Here is a 16,423-nt window from a genome sequence, read left to right as displayed (position 1 = left end):
GCAAAGGCCGGTGCTGGACGCGCCGGCTGATACCCGCCCCGGCCTTTGCAAGCCCTGCCGACACTGGATGGCGCCGTCGGAGGTGTCCTAGCACGGGCTGCGGCAGCGCCTCGCCCAGGCCGACCCGCTGGCCCGGGCGACCGGGATCGACATGGCGGCGGTCGGCTGGCGTCCGACAGTGACGAATTATCAAGGCCCGGTGACCAAGGAGTGCATCCTGCAGGCGATTGGCGAGGGCTCGGACGAGGCCCAACTCACCGACCCCCTGAAGAAGGGCGAGATGGCTCGGGAAGCTGAGCGCCTGCCGGTCGAGACCGGCTGGCTGCCCGAGCCGCTGCGCCTCGACGCCGTCGACGGCGAGGAGGGTAGGGATGCGTAGGCGGACGGGGCGGACGTGACCGACGCGCTGCCAACCTCGCCTCACCCTGATGGTCTGCATCATTTTGTTCCATACCAACGGCGGCTACGGCGCCATGCCCACCAACGAGTTCAACGGCAACCCGGCCAGCGTCATCCTCGAGTGCGATCCCTTCGCCTGACCGGTGAGGACGCAGGGGCCGGCGCGCCGGCCGCAGGTGCGTTTGACCGAGGGGCGAGCGACGCGGCGTTCGCCAGGAGCGTTGCCAACTGTATGCGGAGTAGGGGAGGGGAGGGCACCTCATGGCTTCAGTCCGACCCCCTGCCCTACCGTGTTGCTGACCTGAGTTAGGAGGGGCCCTTCAAATTGACGTGGCGCCCTCGTCTGTCTAGGAACTGCTTATTAGGATCAGTTGCTTAGGTTCCATAACGTATATTATGCGAATATCTGGTGTGCGCGCTAGATTACTATCGTGCCCCTGGAAAAGCTCAAATGGCACCTTCGCCTTCCAAGGATGGTGGAGGAGGGCGTGCTCATGGCGGGATGATCACTTTGAACCCCCCTCCCCTGCCCTCTCGCATATCCGATCGCCGCTCCTGACCGATTTCGTTGAAAAACTCGGTGACGGCCGAGATCGGCGACGGACAGGGGCGGTCTCTTCCCCTCGGCCCTGAGGCCTCCTTCCCGATCAAGCCGGGCTCGGCTGCGAGAACGGGATGATCTTGGCCATCTTCCTCAGGTTCTGAGCGGCTGCGGCGAGGTGGAACTCGTCTCTCGCTCCGTTTGGGCCGCGCAACCGGAGGCGATCCAGCTTCAGGATGCGCTTGAGGTGGGCAAACAGCATCTCGACCTTCTTCCGCTCGCGGCGTGAGGTTTTGCCTTCCTCAGATCGCGCTATGTCGCGGGCCATGTCTCGCGCGCCCTCGTGGACCGAGCGCGGGACTTTGCGCACCGGATCGTTCGGGCAGCACCGCGCCTTCAGCGGGCATGGCGTGCAGTCGAACTTGCTCGCGCGGTACATCAGCGTCGCCCCGTCGTTGACCAAGGTGCCGGTGGTCGTCAGCATCCGGCCCGCCGGGCAGCGATAGACGTCATTGGGTTGGTCGTAGGTGAAGTCGGCGCGTGAGAAGGTGCCATCGGTGCGGGTCGACTTATCGAAGACGCTGATATGCGGCTCGATGCCCTGCTCGTAGACGAGCCAGCCCAGCATCTCGGCCGAGCCGTAGCCACTGTCGCCCGCCAGCCGGGCCGGATAGAGATCGAAGCGCTCGCGTGAGCGCTCAATCATGCGTTTGGCCGCCGTGACCTCGGCCTGCCGGATGGCGGTGGTCGCCTCGACATCGACGATGACCGCGTGGTCGAGGTCGATCAGGTAGTTGGCCGTGTAGGCGAAGAACGCTTGCCCGCCGTGTGCTCCGGTCCAGCGTGCGGCCGGATCCGCGGGCGAGATGAACTTGGGTGGGACGGGCGTGGCGGCCCCGAAGGCGGCCTCGTCGAGGACGGCCAGATACTCCTGAGCAGCCCGGCCCACGGCCTCGGGCGGGAGGCCGGCAGAGCCTTCGACCCCTTTCTGTCGGTTGGCGTCGGCCTTGATCAGGCTGCCATCGACGGCAAAGCCCTCACCGCCGACCAGCCCTTCGGCGATGCAGCGGGCGAGCACACGCTCGAACAAGCGGCGTAGCAGATCGCTGTCGCGGAAACGGCCGTGACGGTTCTTCGAGAAGGTCGAGTGGTCTGGTACGCGCCCCTCCAGGCCCAGGCGGCAGAACCAACGGTAGGCGAGATTGAGGTGGACCTCGTCGCAGAGCTGGCGCTCCGAGCGGATGCCGAGGCAGTAGCCGATGATCAGCATGCGGATCATCAGTTCGGGATCGACCGAGGGGCGGCCCGTGGAGGCGTAGAACGGGGCCAACTCCTGGCGCAGGCCGGTGAGGTCGACGAAGCGGTCGATGGAGCGCAGGAGATTGTCGGCGGGAACGTGGGTGTCGAGCGAGAACTCGTAGAACAGAGCACCCTGCTCGACTTGCCGAGGTCCCATCATCTGCGTCGATCCCCGCCTCACAACGGCAGTGAATCACCTCCCAAATGCCGCTGCAACAACCGAGTTTTTCAACAAAATCGACCCGTTGCAGACCTTCTATTCCGCCGATGCAAATGTCCGCTCGGGGGTTCAAAGCGGCCCTAAAAGCGGCGGCCATGACGTCAGCATGTTATGGCCCATTAAGCGGCCTCAGAGCTGACATGGCGGTGATCCCGAACGGCATGGATCATCCGGCGGGGCGGGGCGGGGCTGGGCTGGGCTGGTGCCGGGCCTCATGGCGAAGAACATCCTTGGCAGGCCGGGCATGGGGCGCCGTACCGCGTAGACCCTTGCCGGCACACCGTCCGCAGGCCCGGCGCGGTTGCCTCGCCGCCACCGGGAGCTCATCCCCGCGCGATCATCTCCCGGATGCGCACCGCGAGTGTCTCGACCGCGAACGGCTTGGTCAGCAACGCCATGCCGGGTTCGAGATGGCCGTTCCCGAGAACCGCGTTCTCGGCGTAGCCCGTGATGAACAGCACCTTCAGGTCCGGACGGGTGATGCGCGCCGCGTCGGCGACCTGCCGGCCGTTCATGCCGCCGGGCAGCCCGACGTCGGTGACCAACAGGTCTATGCGGGCATCCGATTGGAGCACCCTGAGGCCGGCCGCACCGTCGGCCACCTCGATTGCCGTGTAGCCGAGCTCCTCCAGCACCTCGGTCACCAGCATCCGCACCGTGGGCTCGTCGTCGACCACGAGGACCGTCTCGCCCTGCTCGGCCCGCGGGGCGTCCGATAGCTCGGGCAAGGCGTCCACGTTCTCGGCGTCGCCGTAGTGGCGCGGCAGGTACAGGCACATCGTGGTGCCCTGGCCGACTTCCGAGTAGACCCGGACCTGGCCGCCCGACTGCCGGACGAAGCCGTGGATCATCGAGAGGCCGAGGCCCGTCCCCTGCCCCATGGGCTTGGTGGTAAAGAACGGGTCGAACACCTTCGCCACCACCTCCGGCGTCATGCCGGTGCCGGTGTCGGTCACGCAGATCGAGACGTACTGGCCGGGGTCGAGGTCGCGCTCCTTGCCGCCGCGGTCGTCGAGCCACCTGTTGGCGGTCTCGACCGTGATGCGGCCGCCCTCCGGCATGGCGTCGCGGGCGTTGATGCAGAGGTTCAAGAGTGCGTTCTCAAGTTGCGGCGGGTCGACCAGCGTCGTCCACAAGCCGCCGGCCGCTACGACCTCCAAGTGGACGGAGGGTCCGATGGTCCGGCGCACCAGGTCCTCCATGTCGGCGATGAGCCGGTTGGAGTCCGTCGGCCTCGGGTCGAGGGTCTGCCGGCGGGAGAAGGCGAGCAGCCGGTGGGTCAGCGCCGCCGCCCGCTTCGACGCGCCCTGCGCGGCCGCGACGTAACGAGGCACGTCGGTGTACCGGCCCTGGTTGATCCGATTCTCTAGGAACTCCAAACTCCCGGAGATGCCGGTGAGCAGGTTGTTGAAATCGTGGGCGATGCCCCCGGTCAGTTGCCCGACGGCCTCCATCTTCTGCGACTGCCGCAGTTGCTCCTCGGCACGGTGCTGGTCGGTGAGGTCCCGCCCGACGATGTGGAACAGGCCGGTCCCGGGATCGGGAACCGCGGTCCACATCACCGTGCGCCAATCGCCCGTGGCGGTCCGGACGTGGTCGACGAAGCCGGTCACCGTCTCGCCTTGCGCAAGCCGGGCCACCATCTCGATGGTCTGGGCATGGTCCGCAGGATCGATGATGTCGAGGAAGGGCCGGCTAAGCAGTTCGTTCTCCGACCAGCCGAGCATCTTCGCCCAGGCCGGGTTGACGACCTTCATGAAGCCGTCGAGGCCGGCGGTGCCCATCAGGTCGTTCGTGGTCTCCCAGATCCGGTTGCGCTCCGCGGTCCGCCTGGCGACCTCGGCCTCCAGACCCTCGTTGGCGCGCCGCAGCGCTTGCGCCGCCTCGCGGCGGACGCGCGCGAGCTGCATGTTCGTCCCGACGCGGGCGAGCAGCTCGCGGGCCGAGAACGGCTTGGTCAGGTAGTCGTCCGCACCTGCGCCAAGCCCCTCGACCTTGGCCTCGTCGCCGGCCCGGGCCGAGAGCATGATCACCGGCAGGTCGCGTAGGCTGGCGTCGCCACGCACGGCGGCGAGCAGGCCGAAGCCGTCCAGGTGCGGCATCATCACGTCGGTGAGAAGCAGGTCGGGGACCCGCGACCGCGCGGCCGCGAGCGCGGCCTCGCCGTCGGCGACGGCCTCGACCTGGTAGCCCCGGTTGGCCAGGAGCCGGCGCACGTGCTCGCGCATGTCGGCATTGTCGTCCGCGAGCAGGATGCGGCCCACGTCGAGGTGTGACGAAGCCTCGGCCGGTACCTCGTCGGGTTCCGGCGCCAAGTCGCTACCGGCCTCGCCCGACATCCAGCGCCGCGCCTCGGCGACGAACGCCTCCGCCCGAACCGCGGTCGATACCTGCGGCACGGACGAGGACTCCGCGGCCGGGGCCTCGTCCTGGTGGAACGGCAGGGTGACCGTGAAGGCGCTCCCGCGACCTGGCTCGCTCTCGACCCGGATCTCGCCGTGGTGGAGCCTGACCAGTTCCTGCACCAGGGCGAGGCCGATGCCGCTGCCCTCGAAGGTACGGCCGCGCGCGCCCTCAACCCGATGGAAGCGCTCGAACAGCCGGGGGAGCTCCTGCGCGGGGATTCCGGTGCCGGTGTCGGCGACCCGCAGCTGGGCGCGGTCGCCGACCCGGCTCACGGCGACCGTGATCGTGCCCTCGAACGTGAACTTGAAGGCGTTGGAGAGGAGGTTCAGCACTACCTTCTCCCACATGTCGGGATCGAGCGGCACCGGCGCGTCGAGCGGCGGGCAGTCGACGAGGAGGCGGAGCCCGGCCTGCTCGCAGAGCGAGCGGAAGTTGCCGGCGAGCTCGGACGTGGTGCGCGCCAGGTCGGTCGGGCGGAACGCCGCCCGGGCGCGGCCGGCCTCGACCCGCGAGAAGTCGAGCAGCCCGTTCACGAGGCGAAGCAGGCGAAGGCCGTTGCGGTGGGCGACCGCCGTGAGGTCCCGCGCGTCCCCCGGCAGGCTCGCCGCCGGCAGGGCGAGGATTTCCTCAAGCGGGCTCAGCATCAGAGTCAGGGGGGTCCTGAACTCATGGCTGACGTTCGAGAAGAACAAGGTCTTGGCGCGGTCGATCTCCGCCAGCCGCTCCGCGCGGGCGCGCTCCTCCTGATAGGAGAGCGCGTTCGAGACGGCGGCGCTGAGGTTGGAGACGACCTGCTCACAGAAGGCCTTGTACCGCTCGTCGAACCGTCGCCTGGGACTGATGCCGATGACGGCGATGCCGCTCGTGCGTCCGCCCTCGCCGGCGGTGACCGGGAGGACGAGCGCCTGGGTCGCCGCCTCGGGCCAGGGCCCGCCCGGCAGGCCCGGCATCACGAGGTCGAGCCCTTCGAGAAGGACCGGGACACCGGTCGCCGCGACCTGCCGGATCGACCAGGCGTCGTCACCGTCCGTGCCCGACATGGCGAGGTTGCCCACCGACGCGGGCATGCCGACCCGGCCCGCCAGCGTCATGCCCCCGCCGTCGGCGTCGTGCGTGTACAGGAGCGCGAAGGGCACGTCGTGCGGATCGTCCGCGAGGACGGCGGCGGCGATGGCGTAGGCTTCCTCCGTCGACTTGGCACTGATGGACCGGGCCGCGAGGTCGCGCAGCAGCCGCGTGCGCCGGTCGGCCAGCACCCGAAGCGTCGTCTCGGTCACCGCCGTGAAGATGCCCTCGACCCTTCCCCGTTCGCCGCGGATCGGGCTGTACGAGTAGTAGAAGTAGCACTCCTCGACGTAGCCGAAGCGGTTCAGAGGCAGGAGCTGGTCGTCGGACCACGTCGCCTCGCCCGTCTCGAAGACGGCGTCGAACATCGGGCCGATGATGTCCCAGATCTCGGCCCAGACCTCGGTGCCGGCCCGGCCGAACGACCCCGGATGCTTGTCGCCGACGACGGGCCGCCACGCGTCGTTGTAGATCAGGGCCCGGTCCGGCCCGTAGTACAGCACCACGGGGAAGCGGGTGGTCAAGCAGATGCTGACCGCCGAGCGCAGGGCCTGGGTCCAGGTCTCCACGGGACCGAACGTCGTCTGCGACCAGTCCATGGAGCGCATGAGCGCGCCCATCTCGCCGCCCCCGGCCATGAAGCCGGTATCGGGGGCGCCCGCCGGTGCGTCGCACGGGATGCCGGCCCGCTGCAGGAGCGCCCGCAAACGGGCGTTCTCCGCCGCGAGGTCGTCTGCGTCCACGGTGGCACGCGCGAAGGGAAGGACGTTCTCGGACACGGGCCTGGATCGAAATTATTGAATCGGCGTGATTTCGGAATGCTTGCCGGACCCGGCGAAACCAAGGCCGGCGCAAGCCGGTGCCATCCGGTTTCCGGCAATCCCCACGGCCGGTCGAGCGAGTCCGTCATCCGGAGATGCGCCCCGGTGCCGTCCCGCGCGACCGGGCCTGCCGATCCTATGGCTTGCCCTTGGGCGCGATGAACGGGTTCGTCTGGGTGGCCGATCCGTTCTTGGCGTAGCACGCCTCTAGCCGGTCCAGGCCGGCCGCGCTCTTGTCCAAAGCTACCTTGATGGTCGCGCCCTCTCCCTTCACGTCCAGGCCGTCGGCGAGCCCGAGCGAACGCAGGAACTTGTCGTCCTTGACCGGCAGCGACACCGCGTTGCCGGAGGCGGCGACGTCCGCCTGGAGGGTCGAGGACCCGGCTGCCAGTTCGACCGGGTAGCTCTTGCCGCGCCCGAGCTTCCACTTGGGCGAACTCATGGTCAGGTCGAGCCCGTCCGCGTCACGGGTGAAGCGGACGTCGACCCCTTCATCGGTCGTCCGGCTCATCGTGCACCGCTCGAACTTCTGGCCCTTCGAGACGGCCTCGATCTTCCACGGCCCGATGGCGACGGCTTCCTCCTTCGGTTGCTCGGCCGCCGCGGCGGCCACGGTGGCGAAGGACAGGGCGAGCGCGGTGATGATGCGCATGGTCGTCTCCGAGTTGATGGACCGGATCAGCTCGCGAGCGGGCACAAGGTTGCCTGGCTTCGGCGCTTGGGGGCTGCGTCCGTCGCGTCGGGGACCGCATGACGCGGCCGCGAGCCATGTGTATGGCGTGTCCCGGGGTCCCGCGCCCGGACCCACGGACGAACCTCGACCAAGGAGTTCCTCGCGTGGAGCGAGCCGCGAACCTGACCACGGACGACTTCCGCGCCCTCGCCGACGCGCTGCCTCAGCTGGCCTGGGTCGCCGAACCCAACGGCGACATCATTTGGTACAACCGACGCTGGTACGACTACACCGGCACCACAATCGAGCAGATGCGCGGCTGGGGCTGGCGCGACGTCCACCATCCCGACCACGTCGAGCGCGTGGTGGAGCGCATCAGCGAAGCCTTCCGGACCGGCGAGCCTTGGAAGGACACCTTCCCGCTGCGCGGCGCCGACGGGGAGTACCGTTGGTTCCTGTCGCTGGCCGCGCCCCATCGCGGGCCGGACGGCGCCATCCTGCGTTGGTTCGGGACGAACACCGACATCACCGAGCGCAAGGGTCTGGAACGGCGGCTCGCCCGGCACGCCATCGACCTGCGACGCTCGAACGAAGAACTGGAGCAGTTCGCCTACGTCGCCTCCCACGACCTCAAGGCGCCGCTGCGCGGCATCGAGAACCTCGTCGGGTGGATCGAGGAGGACCTGGAAGGCTCGCTGACCGGCGACGTCCGGACCAACATGGAGTTGCTCAAGAGCCGGGTGCGGCGACTCGACAGCCTGCTCGACGACCTGCTCGCCTACTCCAGGGCGGGTCGAGCCGACGCGACGATGGACACGGTCGATAGCAAGGCCCTCGTCGAGGAGCTTGCCGTCCTGGTCAGTCCACCCGAAGGCTTCACCATCACGGCGGACGCCTCCCTGCCGACGTTACAGGCGGCGAGGGCCCCGCTGACCCAGGCCTTGCAGAACCTCATCGGCAACGCCATCAAGCATCACGACCGGCCGGCCGAGGGGCACATCCGGGTCGAGGCGAGACCGGCGGGGCACGCGGTCGAGTTCGTCGTGACCGACGATGGCCCGGGCATCCCCGAGCAGTTCCGCGAGCGCGTGTTCGGCATGTTCCAGACGCTGAGGCCCCGCGACGAGGTCGAGGGCAGCGGCATGGGGCTCGCCATCGTGCGCAAGCTGGTCGACCGCCAGGGCGGCAAGGTCTGGCTCGCCGACGGGCCGGACGGGCGTGGGCTGGCGGTGCATTTCACGTGGCCGCGCGACGGCCGGAAGGGACAGGCGGATGGGCTCGACGGTTAACATCCTGCTGGTCGACGACGACGAGGTCGACGTCCAGGGGCTCAAGCGCGCCTTCAAGAAGAGCAAGATCGGCAACCCGATCACGGTCGCCCGCGATGGCATCGAGGCGCTTGAGATCCTGCGCGGGGAGAACGGGCGCGAGCGCCTGCCCAAGCCGCACCTGATCCTGCTCGACCTGAACATGCCGCGCATGAACGGCATCGAGTTCCTTGAGACGGTGCGCGCCGACGAGGACCTACGCTCGGCGGTGGTGTTCATGATCACCACGTCAAAGGCCGACGAGGACCGGATGCGCGCCTACGGGCACAACGTGGCCGGCTACATCGTCAAGCGCGATCCGGCCAACACCTTCATGGAGGCGGTGGCGTTGCTGGAGCACTACTGGAAGGTGGTCGAGTTTCCTGCATAATCGCCACCGTGACGAACCCGACCCGCATCCTGTTGATCGACGACGACGCGGTCGACCGGGCGGCCGTCCGGCGGGCGCTCGCCAAGTCCGGCCTCGCCCATACCCTGACGGAGGCCGCCGGCGGCGAGGAAGGGCGTCGCCTCGCCGCCGAGGCGACCTTCGACTGCGTGCTGCTCGACTACCGGCTCCCGGGCATCGACACCTTCGCGCTGCTCAAGACCCTGCTCGCGGTCGAGGGGCAGGCGCGGGCGGTGCTGATGCTGACCGGCGAGGCCGACCCGGACCTCGCGACGCGGCTGATGCGGGCCGGCGCGCTGGACTACCTCGAAAAGGCCGAGGTGACCCCATCCGGGCTGGCGCGGGCGATCCGCTTCGCCGAGGCCCGGCAGGCCTTCCAGGCGGAGCTTGCCGACGCACGGCGGGAGGCCGAGGCGAAGTCGCTCGAACTCGATACCCTGAACAGGCAGAAGTCGCTGTTGTTCTCGATCATCGCCCACGACCTGCGCAACCCGTTCCAGGCGCTGCTCGGCCTGTCGGAGGTGCTGGGAAAGGCGGTCGCCGCGCGCGACCCCGCCTCCATCGAGCGCCGGGCCAAGGGCATCCAGGAAGCGGCGACGCAGGCCTATGCCCTGCTGGAGAGCCTGTTCTCCTGGGCGAGCCTGCAGATGGACACGCTGGCGGTCATCCTGACCGACGTCGACCTCGACGCCGTGACCACGGAAGTGATGCAGGGCGCAGCCGAGACCGCTGCCGACAAGGGGCTGACCCTAGACGCCTCGTGCGCGGGCATCGCCGTCCGGGCGCAACGGGATATGCTCACCACCGTGCTGCGCAACCTCGTCGGCAACGCCGTCAAGTTCACGCTGCCCGGCGGGACCGTCACGGTTTCCGGCCGTCGCCTCGGTGACGAGGTCGAGATCTCGGTCGCCGACACCGGCGTCGGGATGCCGCCGGGCAAGGTCGACGACCTATTCCGTCTGGATCGGCGGACGACGACGAACGGGACGGCGGGGGAGCGGGGCAGCGGCCTCGGGCTCCTGCTGTGCCGCGACCTGGTCGAGCGCCAGGGCGGGGTGTTGGCTGTCAGCAGCGCGGTCGACCGCGGAACGACGTTCCGTTTCCGCCTGCCCGCCGGCATACCTTCCAAGCCTTTACGGACCTTCGCCGAGGTATCGCCGACCTGACCGCGCGCCGGGTCCCTCGCTCGGCAAGGCCGGCAGTACCCGCGGCATGACCTTGCCGTCGAGGCTTCCGCGACCGCCGCGACATCCGCGGCCGGCAGTCGGACGACCGGCCGCGAGGTTCCCCACCTACCGCAAGGTGGAGGACTCGCCGGGCCGCAGGTGCCGCTCCCCGCCCTCGGGACCACCCTGTGAAACGTGGTCGTTCAGGCGCCCGAGGTGTTCGAAGACGTGCTCGAACGCGGCGGTCACCGCCTGTTCGAAGGATCCGTCGCCCTTGCCTTGCGCGTCCTTGAGCGCGGTCAGCAGCGAACGGTGCTTCTCGGTATCGCTCGACATGTCAGTCTCCGCGCCGGCCGGGATGCCGGCTCGGAAGGCCAAGGGCTTCCGGCAAGTTCGGGTTCCCCGACGAGGGGCCGGGGTCGACGATGTCCGTCATGCCCGGGGGCTGGCCGTCGCAATCCCCGCGTGCGCTATGCAGGGGGCCGCGAGAGAGGCAACCGGATGGAGACTCGCATTCCGTCGGCGCCGTGGGTGACGTCCACGTCGGCGGCGGCCTGCGCGGCCAGAACCTTGTTCAGCAGGCGGGAACCGAAGCCCTGGCGTCCCGGACCGCTCGCCGCCGGCGCGCTATGCTCCTGCCAGTCCCAGAGGAGGAACCGGCCGGCCTCGCTCTCCTCGATCCGCCACCGGACGCGCAGGCGTCCGGACGGGACGGCGAGCGCCCCGTGCCGCACGGCGTTGGACGTCAGCTCGTGCAGCGCCATGCCGACCGGCACCGCCAGTTCGGAGGGCAGCACGACCGTGGGCCCGTCCAGGCCGACGCGCCCGTGCTCGTCGTAGGCGTCGAGTTCCCCCCGCAGGAGCCCGTCGAACGAAGCCGCCTGGGAGGCGTCCTCGGTGATGAGGGCGTGCGTCCGGGCGAGGGAGTCGATCCGACCGCAGAAGGCCCGCGTGAAGTCCGGCAGGGTCGCGTAAGAGCGCAGCGTCGCGTTCAACACGGCTTGGACCGTCGCGAGGGTGTTCTTCACGCGGTGGTGCAATTCGCGCACCATCATCGCCTGCAGGTCCTCGGAGGCGCGCCGCCCGGTGACGTCGCGTTGCGTCGACACCCAGTGGGTGATGGTCCCGTCGGTCGTGCGAACCGGGGTGATCAGCCACTCGACCACGTAGGTGGTGCCGTCCTTACGGTAGTTGAGCGCCTCGCCACGGGTCGCCTCGCCGGCTTGGAGGGCCCGGCGCAACCCGTCCAGGGCCGCGCGCTCCGTCCGGGGACCCTGGAGGAGGCGGGGCGACCGACCGCTCACCTCGTGGGCCTCGTATCCCGTCATTCGGGTGAAGGCGGGATTGACGTACTCTATGCACGGCCCGGGCTCGTCGAGCCCTGCGGTGGTGACGATGATGGCCTCGCCCGACGCCTCGACCACAGCGCGCAGCAGCCGGAGGTCGACCGCGCCCGAACCCTTGTCGTTACCCCACACTGCGCGACTGTCTCCAGGTACCCGGGTCCGGAACGCGGCCAGGCCCGTGCGGGGCCATGCGGAAGCGTGCGACGTTCAACCGGTCCGGTCGTGGAAGGTTGCCCGATGGGTCGGGGCGCCACAGGCACGGTCACGACCGTGCGTCGTGACCGTAGATCGGGACCGTCTTGGCGAGCCGCGCGTTCATCGGGGGCCGGCGCGTCACGATGGGTCGGTAGGAGGAGACGAACGCATGTCCGACACGCCCTGACCCGTCGACGACCCGGCCCCGCCCATCGGCGATCCGCCGCCCGGTCCCACGACTCCCGAGGGCGACCCGCCGGCGGACCCGCCGGCGCCCCAGCCACCCGGACCCATCGACGCCCGCTGACCCCGACCGCCGCGCCTATTCGCGCGGCGGCTTGGGTTCGGCCCCGAGGCGGCGCATGCAGGCATGGTAGATCTCAGCCCCCAGCGGGAACGGGGTCAGGCCCTGCGGGTTCGGCACGATGAACACTCTGTCCCGCGCCCCGCCACCGCCTTATGCGTCCTGCGGGCTCGTGACCGGTCGTTTCTGCGTCGAGGCGTCCGAACAGTCTGAGGCGAGCACGACCACGACAGTTAGGGAGCGCTCGGCGCTCATCGGCCGACCTTCGCCTGATTGGACTCGACGGCCCGGCGACGATAACCCGGTAGTTCCTTGTGGTGCTTCTCGAAGCAGGCGTCCATCGCTTGGCCGCCAAGGTCGACGTCCCAACGCTGCGTCGTCGTGCCCCCGGCGCAGTAGCGCTTCAGGTTCTTCTTGCCCCGTCGTTCGGCGAGCCCGCGCGTCATGAACAAGCTGACGAGGATTGCGAGGCTGATGCTCGTCAAACCCGGTCTGCATTCCGTGGGGGACCATATAGTGACGGGACCATCGCAAGCGTCCCGGTCAGTGGTGGGCGACCAGCATCCAGACGGCCATCGCGACCATCATCAGGTTCTCGGTCAGCGAGACGAAACCGAGGGGCACGCTGCCCGAGCCGCCGACGCAGGCGCACTTGATCTCGCGCTTGTCGACGTAGACCGCCTTGGCCACCGAGACGGCGCCGACCGTGCCGATGAACAGAGCCACCGGGATCGACAGCCAGTCCAGGGCGCCCGCCACCATCAGCACCCCGGCTAGGGCCTCGCAGAAGGGGTAGGCGTAGGCGTAGCGGACCCAGCGCCGGGCGAGCAGGTCGTAGCCCAGGAACATGGACGAGAAGGTCTCGACGTCCTGCAGCTTGAGGATGGCCAGCACGCACATGCTGAAGGCGATGAACCACTCGCCCGCGCGCATCGTCAGCGGCGTCCCGTAGGCCGCGTAGCTCGCCGCCAACGCCATCAGGGCGGTCATCGCGAACACGGCGACGACGGGCGTGTAGCTCGTCGCCTTCGGGTCCTTCACGGCTTTTCCGAGATGACGCCGCAGGTCGTCGTAACCACCGATGCGCTGCCCGCCGATGAATGTCTGCGGCGTGGTCTTCACGCCGTGCTCGGCCTTGAAGGCGTCGGTCTCCTCGCGCGTCGTCAGCCAGTGGTCGTCGACGGTGAACCCTTCGCGTTCGAGCAGATCCTTGGTCTTCAGGCCGAAGGGACAGACGTGCTTCTCCATCACCATGCGGTAGACGATGGCTCTCCGGGTGGTGTCGAGCATGGATCGGCTCCTTTTCGTCAGCGCTCCCTTTCGAGGGACAACCCGCGAAACGTCGGATCGGGCATGGGCGGAGGTGACGCGTCCGCCAACTACACCTGGGAGGCCCGCCGAAACCGGTGACGGTCAGCCTGCCAAGTCGCCGGCAATGTTGGCCACCGCCAGCAGGCAGAGGCCCGCGAGCAAGGACGTCGCGACGACGGCGAGGATCAGATCGGAGGCGCGCGGCGCCGCAGGGCCTGGCCCGAAGGCGAGTTGCCGCCAATGGCCCTTGCGAAGCATGGAACGGGATTTGTTGGGTCTCCTTCGCCCGGTTCGCTCCGGGGCATGCGAATCCGGGTGGACCGCCAGCGCTCCCGAGCGACCGGCTTCAGGACGCGAGGATACCGGCCAGGCCGACGAGCAGGAACAGCCCCACCACGATCCCGCACGCGGCCCACGGCGGCCATGGGATGGCGCCGCCGCCATTGTCGTTGGATGGATGTGGCAGCTCGCTCGGCCAGCGCCGCCACCGTCGGCAGGTCGACGGGGCCTGCAGTACCGCCGGTCCCGATCCGGCGTCATGGCGATAGCGGCAGGACATGACTGGGATATCGGGTGCCGCGGTCGCCCGTGACAGTGCCGCCATGACCGCACCGGAGATCGGCGTCGGGCGATTCCAAGCCGCCGCCGAGGCGTGCCCAATCCTTGATGGACCTGTTTACCGGGACCGTCGGCACCTGGGCGTCGCCCGTGCCGACCGCGCTACCGGTCTCCGCCCGCCTTCCCCAAGCAAGCCGAGCCTTCCGAACGATGGCCGTCCCCATGTCTCTCCCTCGTCCCTGTGAGTGGGCCGGGCACCGCCGCCCGCACGATGGCGGCAAAGTCGGCGGCTGCGGTTTAAGCTTTCGTGAACCAAGCCGGCCGCGCAAGCCGATCCCGAAGAGGCGCCCAGGGGCGTGTCAGGTTTATCCCGACAGGAATGCGGTCTTCTCCGACTGCGCACCCATCCCCCGCGCCACAGATCAATCGATGAGCGGGGAGGAAGGGGCGCCGAGCCCGAGCGTCCCCGGCGGTCCGGCGCAGGAACGTCCGGCCCGCGGCCAGACAATCGGCCACCCCGTCGAACCCGTCACGGTCGTGGCCCGCAAGGGTCAGCCACCACCATCACGGAGTTGAAACCCGATGAAACGTTTCGCACTGGCCCTCGCGGCCGTATCGAGCCTGATGCTGTTCTCGCCGTCGAGCGAGGCGCGACCCTTCGGCAGGGGCCATGGCTTCCACCATGGCGGCTTCGCCGGTCACCACGGCGGCTTCCGGGGCGTTCGCCACGGCTTCCGGGGATACCGTTCGGTCGGCTTCCGTGGCTATCGCCGCGGCTTCGGCGGGTACCGTCGCATCGGCTTCGGCGGTCCACGCTACGGCTACGGGCGACGCTACGGCTACCGTCGCGGCTATCCCGGTCTCGGCCTGGCTGCTGGCCTCGGGTTAGGTCTCGCGGCATCGGCGGTCCGGCCGGCCTACTACGGGGGATACGGCGGCTACGGCTATGCCCCGGTCGGATACGGGTACGGCTACGGCGTCCGCCGGCCCTTCTACGGCTGCGGCTACTGAAGCCCCCCATCGGACATGACAACCCGGACCCTGGCGGCTCCATCCCCTGCCAGGGTCACCGTCCCGATACGCCGAGGTGAACCCATGAAGACGCTTCTTACGACCACCCTCGTCGCCGGCACCCTACTCGCCGGTTCCGCGCTCGCCCAGGACAAGGCGGCGCAGCCGCCCGCCGACGCCCAGACCAACCAGATGAAGGCGCCCCCGGCCGGCACCGCGATGCCGACCCCGGCCGGCGGCATGGGCGGCATGACCATGGCCGACACCGCGACCGCCAAGATCAAGTTCGTCACCGCCAAGCCGGCCGAGGTGACCTCGTCGAGGCTCGTCGGCAAGAACCTCTACAACAACAAGAACGAGACCATCGGCGAGGTCGAGGATCTCGTCATCGACAACGGCAAGACGGTCACCGGCGTCGTCGTCAGCGTCGGCGGCTTCCTCGGCATGGGCGAGCGCTACGTGCTGGTCGACCCCTCGTCGATCTTCCTGCACAAGGCGGACGGCAAGCTCAAGGCGATGGTCGACACCGACAAGGACGCGCTCAAGAACGCGCCCGAGTTCAAGTACAACAAGAACTCCTGACCCCCGGCGCGTGGTCCCGTGTCCGCGGGGCCACGCCCAAGCATTCCGGCACCCGAGCGGTGTCGGGATGAACCTGACAGGTGTCGGTGAGAACGGCGACGCCCGGCCAAACCGCTTGTCGCCCGCCAGAATACGGGCACACCTCGAAGCCGCTTCGCAAACGTCGATGTGGTGGAGGGAGTGTCGATGATCATGGACGTCATCAAGCAGGGGTCCCGCGCCCGGGTCCTCGGGCGCCCGCGGGATGCCTGTCCCTACCCGGCCCATTCCCGCGAGCGTCGGGCCTGGTACGAGGGTTACGACGGTTCGACCTGGGACTTCGCCGAGCGGGTTCCCCATCCGGCCCTGGTCGCCCGCGGCCCGGCGGCCCGGAACGGGGCGGTCGACCCGACCTTGGGCTAGATCGTGGGCCTTCCTCTCGACCCAAGCCTCCCGCGGCCCTAAGGCAAAGCTTCGGGACCGGTCGGGAAGGCGACGGAGGGACGATGGGACGGAAACGACCCCGCCCGTTCGAGGGCCGGACCTTCGGGCGCCTGGAACGGGTGGTCACCGCTCTGGTCGAGGCGGGCCTGCAGGACCACGCGTCCACGCCGCCGAACCTCATCGAACGGTTGCGGGACCTGGAGCGGAACGCCGCCGTCGGGGGCGACCACCAAGTCCTGCAGGTGATCGCGTCGGGACGTCGCCTCCTCGGCGACGAGCAGGCAGTGACCGACCCGCGCGTTCTGACCGACGACGGCATGGTCGGCGTGCCGTTCGTAGACGGCGTGGTCTCGGCCGACCCTGTGGTAGGGAGTATGGCTCGGCCGG

16 protein-coding genes and 1 pseudogene are annotated in these 16,423 nt (G+C 69.1%); 8 read left to right on the top strand and 9 right to left on the bottom strand.

What is annotated here, in order from left to right; all coding sequences use genetic code 11:
- Positions 1-70 precede the first annotated feature (70 nt).
- A pseudogene (locus tag AX737_RS34785) lies at positions 71-379 on the top strand (DNA-binding protein); the annotation flags it as partial.
- A 667-nt stretch (positions 380-1,046) separates the two neighbouring features.
- On the opposite strand, the gene AX737_RS23355 reads toward AX737_RS34785, so the two are convergent.
- The 3 genes from AX737_RS23355 to AX737_RS23345 all read right to left on the bottom strand — a co-directional run bounded on the left by AX737_RS23355 (position 1,047) and on the right by AX737_RS23345 (position 7,403).
- On the bottom strand, positions 1,047-2,399 hold the full coding sequence (locus tag AX737_RS23355) for an IS1182 family transposase (RefSeq protein WP_066925494.1): 1,353 nt from the start codon (positions 2,397-2,399) through the stop codon (positions 1,047-1,049).
- A 383-nt stretch (positions 2,400-2,782) separates the two neighbouring features.
- Positions 2,783-6,709 carry an ATP-binding protein gene (locus AX737_RS23350; RefSeq protein WP_197430697.1) on the bottom strand — a complete coding sequence of 1,309 codons (3,927 nt, stop codon included), beginning with the start codon at positions 6,707-6,709 and terminating at the stop codon, positions 2,783-2,785.
- A 178-nt stretch (positions 6,710-6,887) separates the two neighbouring features.
- Complete coding sequence (locus tag AX737_RS23345) at positions 6,888-7,403, bottom strand: hypothetical protein (RefSeq protein ID WP_156453912.1); 516 nt, start codon at positions 7,401-7,403, stop codon at positions 6,888-6,890.
- A gap of 185 nt (positions 7,404-7,588) precedes the next feature.
- On the opposite strand from AX737_RS23345, the gene AX737_RS23340 reads away from it, so the two are divergent.
- The 3 genes from AX737_RS23340 to AX737_RS23330 are packed head-to-tail and all read left to right on the top strand — an operon-like array spanning position 7,589 to position 10,306.
- Positions 7,589-8,713, top strand: coding sequence for a PAS domain-containing sensor histidine kinase (locus AX737_RS23340; RefSeq protein WP_066925488.1), 1,125 nt, complete (start codon positions 7,589-7,591; stop codon positions 8,711-8,713).
- Positions 8,697-9,122 carry a response regulator gene (locus AX737_RS23335; protein ID WP_066925485.1) on the top strand — a complete coding sequence of 142 codons (426 nt, stop codon included), beginning with the start codon at positions 8,697-8,699 and terminating at the stop codon, positions 9,120-9,122. Before AX737_RS23340 ends, AX737_RS23335 begins: the two co-directional genes overlap by 17 nt.
- An 8-nt stretch (positions 9,123-9,130) precedes the next feature.
- On the top strand, positions 9,131-10,306 hold the full coding sequence (locus AX737_RS23330; RefSeq protein WP_066925482.1) for a hybrid sensor histidine kinase/response regulator: 1,176 nt from the start codon (positions 9,131-9,133) through the stop codon (positions 10,304-10,306).
- A 126-nt stretch (positions 10,307-10,432) separates the two neighbouring features.
- Here the strand turns inward: AX737_RS23330 and AX737_RS23325 are convergent, their stop codons facing one another.
- From AX737_RS23325 to AX737_RS35145, 6 genes are all read right to left on the bottom strand, one after another.
- Complete coding sequence (locus tag AX737_RS23325; RefSeq protein WP_066925478.1) at positions 10,433-10,642, bottom strand: hypothetical protein; 210 nt, start codon at positions 10,640-10,642, stop codon at positions 10,433-10,435.
- Positions 10,643-10,776: 134 nt separating this feature from the next.
- Positions 10,777-11,784: an HWE histidine kinase domain-containing protein gene (locus AX737_RS23320; RefSeq protein ID WP_066925476.1), complete on the bottom strand. Its 1,008-nt coding sequence runs from the start codon at positions 11,782-11,784 to the stop codon at positions 10,777-10,779.
- 618 nt (positions 11,785-12,402) lie between these two features.
- Positions 12,403-12,636, bottom strand: a complete 234-nt coding sequence (locus tag AX737_RS23315; protein ID WP_066925473.1) for a hypothetical protein — start codon at positions 12,634-12,636, stop codon at positions 12,403-12,405.
- A 58-nt stretch (positions 12,637-12,694) separates the two neighbouring features.
- Positions 12,695-13,441 (bottom strand): glutaredoxin family protein, encoded by a 747-nt coding sequence (locus tag AX737_RS23310; protein WP_066925471.1) that lies wholly within the window; start codon positions 13,439-13,441, stop codon positions 12,695-12,697.
- Between the two features lie 123 nt (positions 13,442-13,564).
- Positions 13,565-13,720 (bottom strand): hypothetical protein, encoded by a 156-nt coding sequence (locus AX737_RS34780; RefSeq protein WP_197430696.1) that lies wholly within the window; start codon positions 13,718-13,720, stop codon positions 13,565-13,567.
- An 88-nt stretch (positions 13,721-13,808) separates the two neighbouring features.
- Positions 13,809-14,021, bottom strand: coding sequence for a hypothetical protein (locus AX737_RS35145; RefSeq protein WP_082773253.1), 213 nt, complete (start codon positions 14,019-14,021; stop codon positions 13,809-13,811).
- A gap of 581 nt (positions 14,022-14,602) precedes the next feature.
- Here AX737_RS35145 and AX737_RS23305 point away from each other — a divergent pair.
- The 4 genes from AX737_RS23305 to AX737_RS23290 all read left to right on the top strand — a co-directional run.
- Complete coding sequence (locus tag AX737_RS23305; RefSeq protein ID WP_066925469.1) at positions 14,603-15,031, top strand: hypothetical protein; 429 nt, start codon at positions 14,603-14,605, stop codon at positions 15,029-15,031.
- A gap of 84 nt (positions 15,032-15,115) precedes the next feature.
- Positions 15,116-15,613: a PRC-barrel domain-containing protein gene (locus AX737_RS23300; RefSeq protein WP_066925466.1), complete on the top strand. Its 498-nt coding sequence runs from the start codon at positions 15,116-15,118 to the stop codon at positions 15,611-15,613.
- A gap of 186 nt (positions 15,614-15,799) precedes the next feature.
- Positions 15,800-16,015 carry an Rmf/CrpP family protein gene (locus AX737_RS23295; RefSeq protein WP_066925463.1) on the top strand — a complete coding sequence of 72 codons (216 nt, stop codon included), beginning with the start codon at positions 15,800-15,802 and terminating at the stop codon, positions 16,013-16,015.
- Positions 16,016-16,098: 83 nt separating this feature from the next.
- Positions 16,099-16,423, top strand: a 325-nt coding sequence (locus tag AX737_RS23290) for a hypothetical protein (RefSeq protein WP_066925460.1), incomplete at its 3' end; no start/stop codon positions are given.

Origin of the sequence: Methylobacterium sp. CCH5-D2 (assembly GCF_001556475.1) — a bacterium.
In the GTDB taxonomy this organism is placed as follows: domain Bacteria; phylum Pseudomonadota; class Alphaproteobacteria; order Rhizobiales; family Beijerinckiaceae; genus Methylobacterium; species Methylobacterium hispanicum.
This window is presented reverse-complemented; position numbering and strand designations above follow the sequence as displayed.